The 12,860-nt window shown below is 40.3% G+C and carries 12 protein-coding genes; 5 read left to right on the top strand and 7 right to left on the bottom strand.

All coding sequences use genetic code 11. The features are described from left to right. Nucleotides 1-8: 8 nt before the first annotated feature. Nucleotides 9-1,145, top strand: coding sequence for a succinylglutamate desuccinylase/aspartoacylase family protein (locus tag KUL10_RS13025; RefSeq protein WP_110429377.1), 1,137 nt, complete (start codon nt 9-11; stop codon nt 1,143-1,145). Between the two features lie 54 nt (nt 1,146-1,199). On the opposite strand, the gene aldA is transcribed toward KUL10_RS13025, so the two are convergent. From aldA to KUL10_RS13005, 4 genes are read right to left on the bottom strand one after another with little or no spacing between them, the layout of a single operon-like run. Next, the gene (aldA, locus tag KUL10_RS13020) at nt 1,200-2,651 is read right to left on the bottom strand and encodes an aldehyde dehydrogenase (protein WP_110429376.1); all 1,452 of its coding nucleotides are present in this window, start codon (nt 2,649-2,651) and stop codon (nt 1,200-1,202) included. Nucleotide 2,652: 1 nt separating this feature from the next. Next, nucleotides 2,653-3,417 carry an SDR family NAD(P)-dependent oxidoreductase gene (locus KUL10_RS13015; protein WP_110429375.1) on the bottom strand — a complete coding sequence of 255 codons (765 nt, stop codon included), beginning with the start codon at nt 3,415-3,417 and terminating at the stop codon, nt 2,653-2,655. A gap of 4 nt (nt 3,418-3,421) precedes the next feature. After that, complete coding sequence (locus KUL10_RS13010; RefSeq protein ID WP_110429374.1) at nt 3,422-4,441, bottom strand: zinc-binding dehydrogenase; 1,020 nt, start codon at nt 4,439-4,441, stop codon at nt 3,422-3,424. Nucleotides 4,442-4,450: 9 nt separating this feature from the next. Further along, the gene (locus KUL10_RS13005) at nt 4,451-5,587 is read right to left on the bottom strand and encodes a mandelate racemase/muconate lactonizing enzyme family protein (protein WP_110429373.1); all 1,137 of its coding nucleotides are present in this window, start codon (nt 5,585-5,587) and stop codon (nt 4,451-4,453) included. A gap of 141 nt (nt 5,588-5,728) precedes the next feature. Here KUL10_RS13005 and KUL10_RS13000 point away from each other — a divergent pair, with 141 nt between their 5' ends. Continuing rightward, the gene (locus KUL10_RS13000; RefSeq protein WP_110429372.1) at nt 5,729-6,334 is read left to right on the top strand and encodes a GntR family transcriptional regulator; all 606 of its coding nucleotides are present in this window, start codon (nt 5,729-5,731) and stop codon (nt 6,332-6,334) included. Nucleotides 6,335-6,364: 30 nt separating this feature from the next. Here the strand turns inward: KUL10_RS13000 and KUL10_RS12995 are convergent, their stop codons facing one another. The 3 genes from KUL10_RS12995 to KUL10_RS12985 are packed head-to-tail and all read right to left on the bottom strand — an operon-like array spanning nt 6,365 to nt 8,320. Further along, a complete protein-coding gene (locus KUL10_RS12995; protein ID WP_110429371.1) occupies nt 6,365-7,216 on the bottom strand; it encodes an AraC family transcriptional regulator in 852 nt (283 codons plus the stop codon). Between the two features lie 25 nt (nt 7,217-7,241). Beyond that, nucleotides 7,242-8,012 carry a SapC family protein gene (locus KUL10_RS12990; RefSeq protein ID WP_110429370.1) on the bottom strand — a complete coding sequence of 257 codons (771 nt, stop codon included), beginning with the start codon at nt 8,010-8,012 and terminating at the stop codon, nt 7,242-7,244. Between the two features lie 20 nt (nt 8,013-8,032). Next, nucleotides 8,033-8,320, bottom strand: a complete 288-nt coding sequence (locus KUL10_RS12985; RefSeq protein ID WP_110429369.1) for a putative quinol monooxygenase — start codon at nt 8,318-8,320, stop codon at nt 8,033-8,035. Between the two features lie 124 nt (nt 8,321-8,444). On the opposite strand from KUL10_RS12985, the gene KUL10_RS12980 reads away from it, so the two are divergent. From KUL10_RS12980 to KUL10_RS12970, 3 genes are read left to right on the top strand one after another with little or no spacing between them, the layout of a single operon-like run. Next, complete coding sequence (locus tag KUL10_RS12980) at nt 8,445-10,076, top strand: response regulator (protein ID WP_110429368.1); 1,632 nt, start codon at nt 8,445-8,447, stop codon at nt 10,074-10,076. Nucleotides 10,077-10,118: 42 nt separating this feature from the next. Further along, nucleotides 10,119-11,921, top strand: a complete 1,803-nt coding sequence (locus KUL10_RS12975) for an ABC transporter ATP-binding protein/permease (RefSeq protein WP_110429367.1) — start codon at nt 10,119-10,121, stop codon at nt 11,919-11,921. Nucleotides 11,922-11,970: 49 nt separating this feature from the next. Continuing rightward, complete coding sequence (locus tag KUL10_RS12970; RefSeq protein ID WP_110429366.1) at nt 11,971-12,759, top strand: lipase; 789 nt, start codon at nt 11,971-11,973, stop codon at nt 12,757-12,759. Nucleotides 12,760-12,860 lie beyond the last annotated feature (101 nt).

Here is a 12,860-nt window from a genome sequence, read left to right as displayed (position 1 = left end):
TTTTAAATATGAGTATTCAACAACCCTTAGGTCCTAGACTACATAAAAGCCACATCAGCGTGGCACAAAATGCCTCTGGTCGGCACCTTAATGTGCCAATTTATGAGCTATCCGATGGGATAGATGGCCCTACCGTCTATATACAAAGCTCGATCCATGGCGCAGAAGTGCAAGGTAATGTCGTCATTTACCATTTAATTCAAGCACTAAAAAACATCACGATTAATGGCAAAATTATTTTGGTGCCTAACTGTAACCCTGTAGGCACTAACATTAAGGCGGGTGAATACACACTTGGTCGTTTCGATCCTGTTAACGGTACAAATTGGAACCGTGGTTATCACTTTGATAGTAAGCAAATTGAAGACTTCGCAGCTAAGGTATCCAAAAACGATAAGGTTGATTTGATTAAACACGAATTCAAAGCAGCTCTCAAAGCTTCTATTGATGAGAAGCTAAATCAAGCTTGGGGCCTAGGCTTAGCTCAACAACTTAACTTAAAACTTCAAAGAATTGCCGTTGATGCAGATTTTGTGCTCGATTTGCACAATGGACCTGTTTCTACGCGCCATATTTATATCCCTGAATACGCAAAAGAATCAGCTCAATTATTCTCAATACCTCATTGTATTTTCATCCCGAATATCTTTGCCGGCGCCCTAGATGAAGCGTGTTTCTGCACATGGTGGACACTCTCCGAGGAGCTTCTAAAGCGACACAACACACAATGTAACTTCGGTATAGAGGCATTTACTTTAGAGATGGGCAGTCAAGAAGTTATCGACTTTTCTGAGGGGCAAAAAGACGCTGATAGTATCTTAGGTTATTTAGCTAGCAAGTCCGTAATTGACACGAGCAAGTATCGTCCAGCGAAGATGCAGCGAATTGGTGTTTATTTAAAAGACTATAAAACCTTGTTTACTGACTTTGGTGGGATGGTTGAATACAGCGTTAAGCCAGGAGACTTTGTAAAAAAAGATGAGGTAATGGCTCGCGTGTTAAACATAGATGATTTGGACAATGAACAAGGCGTTGGCCAAGTATTAGCGCCTTGTGACTTAATCCCCATGCTACATTTCCCTTCTGCGTCAGTGTTAAGCGGTACGCAGCTGTTTAAATGTTTTACCAACTTTTTTGAAGTGTAAAAAAAAGGCTGAACACACACAGCCTTTTTGACACACACATACTAACAAGGAAAATTAGTATTTTTTACTCATATAGACGGTTTTCTTGTCGAAATACTGCTCTAAGCCGAATTCGCCATCTTCCCCACCCATACCAGATAGTTTCCAACCGTTATGGAAGCCTTGATGTTGTTCACCGATACCTCGGTTAACGTAGACTTCACCGACTTCCATTTCATCAATCGCTTGGTAGATATAATTTAGATTTTTGGTATACAAATATGCAGATAAACCATATTCGCAGTCATTCGTATTAGCTATTGCTTCGTCGATAGAAGCAATTTTGATCACAGGTAATATCGGCCCAAATGTTTCTTCATGAACAGCGATATTGCTTTGCTTTACATTACCTAATACGGTTGGCTCAAACCAAAATCCATCCTCAAAACCTTCAACTTTAGCAGGCTTACCGCCAGCAAGAAGTTCTGCACCTTGAGCAATGGATTCATTCATAATGTGGGTAATATTTTTGATTTCTGCTGCATTCACTTTAGGCCCCATTTCAGAGCTTGGATCAGCTGGGTTACCCACTTTAATTGCGTTTACCTTTGGTAAGAATTTCGTCATAAATGCATCGTATACACTTTCGTGCACATATAGGCGCTCTGCACACGTACACACTTGACCGCAGTTAGCAAACCTTGCAGTAACAGCATCCTCAACCGCTTTATCTAAATCAGCGTCTTCCATGACGATGAAAGGCGCTTTGCCACCTAACTCAAGCATCACAGGAATCATATGCTTTCCTGCTGCTTGGTAAATGGCTTGGCCAGCGCGAGTACTGCCAGTCATAGTAATCAATTTAGTCAAAGGATGCTGACAAAGGTGGGCCCCAATACCGCTGCCGGTGCCGTTGATGATATTTAGCACACCCGGTGGGATACCCGCTTGGTTTGCTAGCTCACCCAATGCAAGTGTTGTGAGCGGTGTTTCTTGGGTCGGCTTAATAACAATAGTATTACCGGTTATTAACGCTGGGCCAATTTTTCTACCCGCTAATGCCAATGGAAAGTTCCAAGCTGTGATCGCAAGCACTACCCCTCTTGGGACTTTGTGAATATATATATCTTCATCAGCGTTATCAGAAGGGTAAATACCTCCTTTTGCGCTCAATGCATGATCGCAGGCATATTCAATAAAGGTAATCGTCGCATTAACTTCGACTTCTGCCATGCCGATCAACTTACCTTGTTCTTCAACCAACATGTCCATAAGAGCTGGCTTATTCTGACGAATAATGTCGGCAAAATTGCGTAGTATCGCTGCACGTTCTCTGAAGGTCTTCTTAGCCCATTTCTTTTGTGCTTGATGCGCAGTTTCCATGGCTAGCTCAGCATCGTCTATCGCGCCGGCAGGGATTGTTGCAATGACTTTACCTGTGCTAGGAGAGAGTATATTGATTGTTTCATCTGAAGCAGAGTCTACGTACTCACCGTTGATATAGTGTTTATTGTTAATAAAATTCATTTTAACGTCCCATCCAACCGCCATCGACTAACATAACTGACCCGTTAACATAGTCTGAGGCTTTAGAAGCTAAGAAAACAATTGGTCCCTTAAAGTCATCGGGTTCACCCCAGCGACCTTGAGGAATTCGTTCTAAAATACTTTTGCTACGTACCGCATCATCTCTTAGCGCTTCAGTGTTGTCAGTAGCAATATAGCCAGGCGCAATGGCGTTTACATTGACGTTAGAACCTGCCCATTCATTTGCAAGTGCTTTAGTCAGCTGGCCAATTGCTCCTTTACTTGCTGCGTATCCTGGCACGGTGATTCCACCTTGAAACGTTAATAATGAGGCTGTGAATATCACTTTACCTTGTTTGCGAGTCAGCATCTCTTTACCAAACTCTCGTGCTAACACAAATTGAGAATTGAGGTTTATCTCAATAATCTTGTCAAACAACTCATCAGAGTGCTCAGCAGCAGGCGCACGTAAAATTGAGCCTGCATTATTGACCAAAATATCTACTCGCTTATGCTGTGACTTCACTTCTTCAATAAACCGATACAAATCGCTTCTTGAAGAAAAATCGCATTGATAAGCACTAAACTTGCGACCCAAGGCTGTCACTTCTTGTTCCACTTGTGAACCAGATTTTGCAAGACTCGCAGAGACACCAATGATGTCGGCACCGGCCTCAGCCAGTGCAACTGCCATTGCTTTTCCTATACCGCGACTACAACCTGTTACGAGTGCGACTTGTCCAGTTAAATCAAAATACGTCTGCATTTTACTACCCTTGTAAACTTACCAATGCTTTCATACCTGATGGGTTTCCATCCATTGCAGCAAAAGCATCTTTAATATTATCAATGTTACTCACGGATGTGATAAATGGTGCGATATCTAGCTTTTTATCTGCTAGCAAATTAATCGCCATTTCAAAGTCTTCACTTTCGTAAACGCGCGCACCTACCAACTCAAGTTCTTTCCAGAAGAACTTAAATAGGTCGACCTTTGGCTTTTCTGAATGTATTGCAACCATACAAATCCGGCCTCTTACCGCCGTGATTTCAGTCATCACATCGATTGCTGCCTGCACACCACTGACTTCAAACACAGCATCTGCGCCCTTCTTCCCAGTCCACTCATTTACGACCTGAGCGATATCATCTTTGATGGGATTGACGGTTTCAAAACCGTACTTTTTAGCAAAATCAAGGCGAGCATCACTGACTTCAGAAACCATGACTTCCGCCCCTAGAGTCTTAGCCACAAGTGCGACCAATTGACCGATCGGACCGCCACCTAATACAACGACCTTTTCACCTGCTTTGACTCTTGCTCGATTAATATCATGGCAAGCAACAGACAAAGGCTCAACCAGTGTGCCTTGTTGAAGAGAAACGTGGTCAGGAAGTTTATGTAGGGTACGAGCTTTAACCGTCCAGCTAGATTGAAACGCGCCAGGAGAGTCAATACCCATGAATTTAAGATGATGGCAAACATGCGAATTCCCAGACTTACAAGCGGGACATTCACCGCAATAGTCAAGTGGTCTCACAACAACTCTATCGCCAACGTTCACATTTGTCACGCCCTCTCCGAGCTCAGCAACAATACCAGACATTTCATGACCAATGATTTGTGGCGGAGCAACACGAGCATCCATCACGCCGTGATATATGTGCATATCAGTGCCGCAAATCCCTACAAACCCAACATCCAGCCTAACTTCACCACTTGCGGGTGCAATTTGTTGGCCTGCGCTAACCGAAAAAGACTTTTCGCCTACATACTGTGCAGCTAACATATTTATTCCTTATGATTCTATAACTAAATGAGGAGTGATTAATTCATCGACAAACACAACACCTGTGCCCGGCAGGTCTGGCGCTTGTGCCATCCCGTTAACCAGCCTTAGTGGCTGCGTTGTATATTCGTCGATTGGAAATGAGTGAACTTCCATACTGCAAGCATGTGGCTGAGATGCCATAAGTGATACGTGCAATTCATGCATGCCGTGAGTACAAATTGGAAGATTATTAGCGTATGCCAACTGAGCCACTTTTAGAAAGCCAGTCACCCCGCCGATATTTGAAGCGTCTGGTTGCAAAAAACCTAGTTTCGCGTGTTGTATTGCTTGGTTAAACTCGTAAACAGTATGAAGGTTTTCACCCATTGCAAGGGGGATAGATGTGCTTTCACTAATCTGTGCGTAGCCTTCTAGATCATCTGGAAGCGTGGGCTCTTCAAACCATCTAATATTGTATTGCTCAACACTTTTAGAGAGGCGTATTGCGTCAGAAGCTGATAACGAATAATTAGCATCGATCATAAACTCAACATCAGGGCCAATTAGCTCTCTAACAGCCTTAATTCTTGCAATGTCTTCTTTATAGTCTTTTTGACCCACCTTTATTTTGACTTGCGTAAAGCCTCTTTCAATATATGACTTGATATTTTTAAGTAACTTTTCCTTTGAAAAATTTAAATCTATACCACCTGCATAACACTGAGTTTCAAATGAATTACCACCAACAACTTGCCATAACGGCGCTTCTAGTCGTTTACACCTGATATCCCAAAGTGCGATATCAATAGCTGAAATGGCAAAACTTAATAACCCACCACGACCAACGTAATGAAGGTGGTACTGCATGTCTTCCCATATTTTTTCGATTCTATTTGGGTTTTGCTGTTTTACAAAAGGTACAAGTTCATCTACTAGTAAATGATAAATGGCACTTCCTCCCTTGCCACCTGTATATGTGTAGCCTGTGCCAGTTATGCCATCGTCACATTCAATAGTGCATGTAATGAGTTCGAAATGAGTATGGTCACCATGTTTAGCATCGGAGAGCACTTCTTTAAGTGGAATTTTGTAAAGTCCTACCTTTACATTCTGAATGCTCTTAACGTCGTTTAGCTGGATTATTTTTTCTTGTGCCAAACTCATAAATATACTCCGATTTTTCATTTCGAATAATTGTACTTTGTTAACAATTAAATGACAACTATTAAAAAATCATAATATTTAATTGACAAGAAATAAGGGCTAGCTAACATTAGGCATTATCAACGTAAAACAAGTAACAGTATGATTCGCAAAAAAATATTGTCGGTAAGAGAGCAAATAGCAGATGAACTGCGCTCAGACATCATTTCAGGTGTACTTGAGCCAGATACAAAATTAAACGAACATGCGCTAGCGGAGCGTTTTGGCACATCACGCGGCCCTATAAGAGATGTTCTGTTAAAGCTAACCAAAGAGGGCTTGTTAGTTAGCAGAAACAACGTGGGTTCTTCTGTTGCTAGTCCGTTATCTCCAGAAATCCAAAAGTTGAGTATTTCAATACGTCGAAAGATCGAAGAGTTTGCGATGAAGGAAATATCAGGCAAACTAACGGATGAACAACTTCAGCAAGCGAGTATGCTCATCGATGAAATGCAAATGCATTTTGATAATGAAGAGTTCACCGAATTAACCAAAGCCGATATGGCTTTCCACCAGTTTTTAATCGAGCAAGCAGGCGGTGAAGATTTAGTTAACATGTGGTATCCAATTACGATAAAAATGCGTATGAACTACAAACGTATCAATACCTCGGGAAAACTAGTCGACGAACATCGTGATATTCTCAATGCTATAAAAGATGGCGACGCCAAAGGAGCGATCAACGCAGTTCGCAAGAACATAAAATAAATTGATGGTTGTGTTGTCTCTGAGGCAGTATTAAACGCTATAGCGCTTTTGATACTGTTTTGGTGTTAAACCGAATTGGCGTTTAAACTGGTTAATAAAATGAGATGGATTAGCAAAGTTAAATTCATAACTCAAATCGGTAATTGAACAATTTCGATGCGCCATTTGGCGAGCTGCACAATAGACCCTCTGCTTGTTTTTAAATTCAGAATAACTCACTTTGTATACACTTTTAAACAAACGCGAAAAATGGGAAGGCGATAAGAAGCAAATTTCTGCAGCTTCTACCATGGTTAAGTTAATAGGGTCCGGCTGCTGTAGCAATTTCAAAAGCGGAGTGAGTCGAGAAAAGGCTGGTTTTAATTTAATTACATAGTCGTCTTTCATTGGCGCAACCGCGCCCTGCTCTGCGATAGTTGAAATAATCAGTTTTAGTAGGTAATTGGCTTGAATACATCCACTATCATTTTGATAACACTTACTAAGTTCTACACATAACGTTTTCAAAAAATCATAGGTTTCATTATCGAATGAAAAAACCGTACTTTTATCAAATTTGTTTGCAATTTTTCTCAACCCAGAATCACTTAATAGTGTTGGCACAAACTGTATTACTGTCCACGCTTTGTTTTCGCTAGTTACATCAAAAGTATGTACCTCATTTGCAGCGGTGAAAACGAGGTCACGTGGATTTACCTCTTGTATGCCATTAACGTGAGAATATGTACCAGTAACATCGTGAAAAAGAATAAGTTCGTGTACCTCATGAAAATGCACTAAACATTCATAAGGCTCGTTTTTTTCGTAGCGCACATTGTGCACCTCAAATATTTCTGACTTTTCTAGATGAAAGGGTTCACAATAGAAGTGATTAGGTTTCATGATATCTTCACTTTAAGGCTAACGCTTAAAAAGTAGGGTGTGCTTTGTTTATCAAATCGTTCACATGAATTCGTGAAGTTTCCATCAAGACAGAAGCTTCAAGTAAACCAAGCTGTTTACACTGAAGGAGTTGCTCAGCATTGAGGTTATCAATTTTCTCTGTTGATAAATCAAACATTCCACCCCGGATATAAGGCTGGTCATTTATTTCATATTCAATCGACACTGGCTGAATTAATCCCAGATTTTCTGCTAACGTTAGCATTTGCGCTGTATGTTTAGCGCCTTTCATTAATTCGGAGAACATAGCTTTGATTCGTTGAAAGAATTTTGTAGGGCTTCCATCATTATTAAAAAGCGAACTCCCTTTTTCTTCATTTACCATAGTGCTTTTGGTATCGATGGCTATCAATGCCTCTTCATCAAATGGATTATCTTTAATAATCAGATTAAAAGGCCTACGCAAGATGTCTAGCGGCAAGAATTTCGCTTTCCACTTTCCATTTTCGATATACAAATTTTGACCTGGCTCCAGCCCCAGTAAAATGGAAAATTGGAACTTTTTAGAGTTTGGAGACTGGGTAATGAAGATTGGGTACTCTAGCACTAGTTGTCGAAATTCAATCGGCATTGCAGATGCAATATTTGCATGGAACATTGCATCTGTATAATTTTGTGTACCCACCTTCACTGCAGAGTGTTTTCGTTTATCAAGTAATTCAATATGAGTTTGAGGAGCGTTCAATTTATCACCAATGCTTTGAGCCTTTATCTTATCAGTGTAAATTGTTAACAATAACTATTCAATAAGTATTTTTAGTCGTCTTCACTCTCATACTGTAAAGTATAATGCCGCTCGAATGCACTAGATACTTGTCCCCATGCAGACTTTTTCATCCGTTGCTGATGAAACTTAAATGCCGCCTCGTCTATAAATTCCTCATAGACATCAAATATATTTTTTTCCGACTTTCGCGCTTTGACATCAAAAACTAAACAGCCAACTTCGCTTCTTGTCTCTTGAATATGAGTCTCTAACGCACAACAGATATCCACTAATTGATCTGGCGGAACAATAATGTAACCGTGTTGAATCACTTTCATTTTTGAATTTACCTTAGGCACACATCACACAATAACTATACTAAAGTAGTACAAATTCTATGTAATTTAAAGAAAAACATTCAAAACCCGATACTAATAATATGCAAATTTCGGTATTACGCTAATGAACATAAAAGAAGCACATGGAAAACACGTACTGGTGATAGAAAACCCAGATCTTGTCAAAAGTTATATGCGCGTGCCACTAGAGCAAATGGGATTTGATAGTGTAAGCTTTGCAAACAACACAAGTGAAGCTGAAATTGCGCTTACAAAACGTGATTTCGATTTGATTTTATGTTCCTACAGCTTAAAAACTAGGCTAGACGGATATTATTTTTACATTGATTTAAAAACTAAGAATCGTTTACCACCTCATACTCCATTTATGTTTATGGGCGCAGAGGCTAGTGCAGATATTATTCAGAGCATAGTAGACTTCCCTGCAGATGGTTTTATTGTGAAACCATTCACAATTCAAGGTTTGCAAACAAATATCCAAAAATGCCTTAAACGAAACATAGCCTTTTTTAAAGCAACTGAATATTTCAGAAGCAACAAATATGATGATGCGCTAAGTGAAATAAGTAACATCATTAAGTTTCCAAAAGCAAAAGACCACGTCAGTTCTGCATTAAAAATGCGAGGTGACGTGATGCTAACTCAAAAAAACTATTTAGAAGCCAGTCGCTACTTCAAGGAAATGGCAGAAAAATATAAGTTTTCCTGGGCAATCAAAGGTCACATGAGAAGCGAACTAGCATTGGGAAATATAGAGTATGCCGAAAAACAGCTCATTGAACTTGCAGGAAATCCTCAAACTAAAATAACTGCATATGAGTTACTCACTGAATTACATGTAAAGCAAGCATGTTTTGAAGAGGCCCTAGAAAGCGCCCAAATTGCAGCAGAACTATCTCCTAATAACCTTCAACGGCAAGAAGTGGTGAGATTGATTGCGATTTTGGCAAAGGACTACAAGGTTGAAGAAAAAGTTGCTCGAAGAATATTGCGAAATGTGTTGGATACCGTAGCAGAAGTACCACAGCATTTTTTTAACGTCATCAGTGCTAGTATTAACGTCAGTATTACGCAAGAGACAGCTGAAGCTAGTGAAGCAATATCGATTGCAAGACGCAATTTATCTGAGCTAAATCGCCGTTTTCCGAACCTAGATTTAAGACAAGAGATTAACATCCTTGAAGCTCGCTTGCAGTGTGTTCAAAACAATGACGAGCGGGCATATGAAATACTTAAAAACAACATCGAATCTGCCGAATTTTTGGGTACACAAGCGAAAGTAGAAAAAGCAAAAATGCTCCACGAATTGGGTATCCACCGCGAGTCAATGACTCTATTTAGCCAGATTGAAACTGAACTGGCAGAGCAAATGACCAGATTAGATGACACCCTATCCCCTTTGCGCTTGCTAATGAAAACAGTAGAAGTGGAACATAAAACACGAGCCACAGTGTTAAAAACGCCACGAGAACTCAATAAACAAGCACTTTTTGCCTATGATGAGGGCAACTTTGATAAGGCGTTCGAGCTGTTCCGACAAGCCCAATTGATGGTTCCTAAGAGTGCGTCCATCGCATTAAATGTCATGCAAGTATTGGTTAAATTACAGATATCAAAGTGGATGGTAGACTTTTCAACAATCATCTATCATTGTATAGATATTATCGAACAACAACGCATAACAGACGCTCAAGCGCTTAAGTATTCGAAACTTAAACAAGCCTTAGTCGTATAACTGAAGTATTATATTTAAAATTAATACTTCAGTTCGGTTTTCATGCCTCGACAACGATTTCCTTTGCAAGATGACACCCCAATAAATTGGCGTGTATTTAAAAAACTGTGGCCATATTTACTAGAATATCGCTCACGCGTATTTTTAGCCTTAAGCTGTTTGATATTCGCCAAACTTGCCAGTATCGGCTTGCCTTTTGTCCTAAAGCATACGGTTGATAATCTTAACTTAGACACGGGTAAAGAAGCGATCATGGCTGCTACATTAGGGCTAGTAGTGGCTTATGGTGGTTTGCGTCTTGCCAATGTGCTATTTGGTGAAATCAGAGATACCCTATTTGGTAGAGTAACCGAAAGAGCCATGCGCCGCCTTGGCCTAACGGTGTTTAATCACTTGCATCGCTTGGATTTAGATTTTCATTTATCGCGTCAAACTGGCGGACTATCACGAGATATAGAACGCGGCACCAGCGGTATCAGCTTCTTAATGCGTTTTATGGTGTTTAACATTGGCCCGACCCTATTAGAGATTATCATGGTCGTAGGCATCCTATTTTTTAAATACGGCTTTGATTTTGCGGCCGTGATATTAGTGTCTGTTGTCTTGTATGTATTCTTTTCAATCAGAGCAACTGATTGGCGTACTAAATTTGTCAAGGAAGTCAATAAAGCGGACAACAGCAGTAGCTCTCGTGCGATTGACAGCCTTTTAAACTTTGAAACCGTTAAATACTTCAACAATGAAGAATTTGAGGCTAATCGCTACGATACAGACTTGGCAGCTTGGGAAACCGCTAGGCGTAAAAACCGTTTGTCTTTGTTTGCTCTAAACGGCGGTCAAGCATTTATAATCGCCGCCGCGATGACATCGATGCTGGCACTTGCTGCTATTAATGTCGCTCAGGGCAATATGACCATCGGTGACTTTGTATTGGTCAACGCGTTTACCATGCAAATTTTCATGCCACTCAATTTCTTGGGTTTTGTATATCGAGAAATACGCGGCTCTTTAGCTAATATACAAAACTTATTTGAATTACTTGAACGCAAGCCGATGGTCAACGATGAAAGCGAAGCGCAAACACTTGTTGTTAATCACGGCAGTATTAAATTTGAAAACGTTGACTTTGCCTACCACGAAAAGCGCCAAATTTTGAAGAATATCAGTTTTGAAATGGCAGCTGGCAGCAAAGTAGCCGTCGTCGGTGAAAGCGGTTCAGGTAAATCAACCTTGGTAAAACTTCTATTTCGATTCTATGACCCCAATAAGGGTACAATTAGCATCGACGGCATGGATATCAAGCGATGTACCCAAGATTCAGTCAGACAGCATATTGGGATTGTTCCGCAAGATACCGTTTTATTCAACGACACACTTTACGAGAATATTCGCTACGGTCGTCCAGACGCATCAATTGAAGACATTGAGCAAGCAATAAAAATGGCGCACCTAGATAAGTTTGTCGAAGCCTTGCCTTATAAGGGCGAAACGCAGGTAGGTGAGCGAGGTTTAAAATTGTCAGGTGGTGAAAAGCAAAGAGTCGCTATCGCACGAACAATCCTCAAACGACCTCCCATTATGGTATTTGATGAAGCCACTTCATCTTTAGATTCACAATCTGAACAAGCAATCCTCAAAGCACTAGGTGAAATAGCAAAAGGGCATACGAGTTTTGTGATTGCCCATCGCCTTTCAACAATTGTTGATGCAGATAAGATTTTAGTGATGCACAAGGGCAAATTAGCAGAACACGGTACACATGAACAATTGCTCGACCAAGATGGGCTGTATGCAAAATTATGGCGTGCCCAACAAAAAAATCGCACTGTCACTGACTTGCAATAAAAAAGCGATAGATTGAAGGATTGAGCAACTAAAAATACGCGTAATTTTTATGAAAAAGCTAAAGCGCTATCAATACGAGCGATACGCTATTTTATGCCAACTGGCTTATCCAGACGCGGCAACGCACTACGAAAAAACGCTTATTCCCTACAAACAAAGGCAACTTGTCGACAAGCATGGACGAATGAGTGTCAGATTACTTTGGTCTGATGACAAAAAAGAAGTTATTGTTGTGTTTAGAGGCTCCTTAGGGCTAAGAGACTGGTTGGCGAACCTTTGCTTTTTTCCTAGTTCATTAAAGCAAGTAGACACTCAATTCAGGGTGCACTGGGGTTTTAAACGACTTTTATTTCAGCCAATGTATTCAAGTACAAAAACGCGTGAACAAGCACTTCCACTTCAAGATTTATTGGTCAAAGTACTCAGTCCATTGCGACAACAGGGTAAAAGATTTACGTTTATTGGGCACTCTTCTGGTGGGGCGGTGGCAATATTGATGGCTGATTATTTTCAGCGCTTATTTCCTAAGTCAGTGAAAAGAGTCGTGACGTTTGGTCAACCTGCCGCTGGCTCAAGAACCTTTTATAAGCGCTATTGCTTGCATCACAAAACGTATAGAATTTGTTGCGACTTAGATATTGTGACATTTATGCCTTTGTTGCCTTATTATTTTTGGCACGTCGGTAAAATGCTTTGGCTACATGATGACCAAATATATGAAAACACACCGACACATGAACGATTCTTAAAGTCCCTAAAAAGCTGGATATTACGCCCTATTACTTATCATTTTATGCGAAAATATATTAGAAATAAGTCTTTGTTTGATGAGCATTGAAACGAGATCAAATTAGCATTTGGGTGCAGATTGATTTGAATATAAAAATATAGAGGCGAGGCAAATGAAATCTAATACAGAAAGCAAAGATACTTTCAGAG

Source organism: Glaciecola sp. KUL10 (assembly GCF_003203515.1).
GTDB lineage: Bacteria > Pseudomonadota > Gammaproteobacteria > Enterobacterales > Alteromonadaceae > Glaciecola.
This window is presented reverse-complemented; position numbering and strand designations above follow the sequence as displayed.

What these genes read in the sequence shown, in the direction of transcription:
- KUL10_RS12995 (WP_110429371.1), bottom strand. Translation starts at nt 7,216, where the DNA reads ATGAAACCTAATCACTTCTATTGTGAACCCTTTCATCTAGAAAAGTCA.
- KUL10_RS12980 (WP_110429368.1), top strand. Translation starts at nt 8,445, where the DNA reads ATGAACATAAAAGAAGCACATGGAAAACACGTACTGGTGATAGAAAAC.
- KUL10_RS13015 (WP_110429375.1), bottom strand. Translation starts at nt 3,417, where the DNA reads ATGCAGACGTATTTTGATTTAACTGGACAAGTCGCACTCGTAACAGGT.
- KUL10_RS12970 (WP_110429366.1), top strand. Translation starts at nt 11,971, where the DNA reads ATGAAAAAGCTAAAGCGCTATCAATACGAGCGATACGCTATTTTATGC.
- KUL10_RS12975 (WP_110429367.1), top strand. Translation starts at nt 10,119, where the DNA reads ATGCCTCGACAACGATTTCCTTTGCAAGATGACACCCCAATAAATTGG.
- KUL10_RS13010 (WP_110429374.1), bottom strand. Translation starts at nt 4,441, where the DNA reads ATGTTAGCTGCACAGTATGTAGGCGAAAAGTCTTTTTCGGTTAGCGCA.
- KUL10_RS12985 (WP_110429369.1), bottom strand. Translation starts at nt 8,320, where the DNA reads ATGAAAGTGATTCAACACGGTTACATTATTGTTCCGCCAGATCAATTA.
- aldA (WP_110429376.1), bottom strand. Translation starts at nt 2,651, where the DNA reads ATGAATTTTATTAACAATAAACACTATATCAACGGTGAGTACGTAGAC.
- KUL10_RS13005 (WP_110429373.1), bottom strand. Translation starts at nt 5,587, where the DNA reads ATGAGTTTGGCACAAGAAAAAATAATCCAGCTAAACGACGTTAAGAGC.
- KUL10_RS13000 (WP_110429372.1), top strand. Translation starts at nt 5,729, where the DNA reads ATGATTCGCAAAAAAATATTGTCGGTAAGAGAGCAAATAGCAGATGAA.
- KUL10_RS13025 (WP_110429377.1), top strand. Translation starts at nt 9, where the DNA reads ATGAGTATTCAACAACCCTTAGGTCCTAGACTACATAAAAGCCACATC.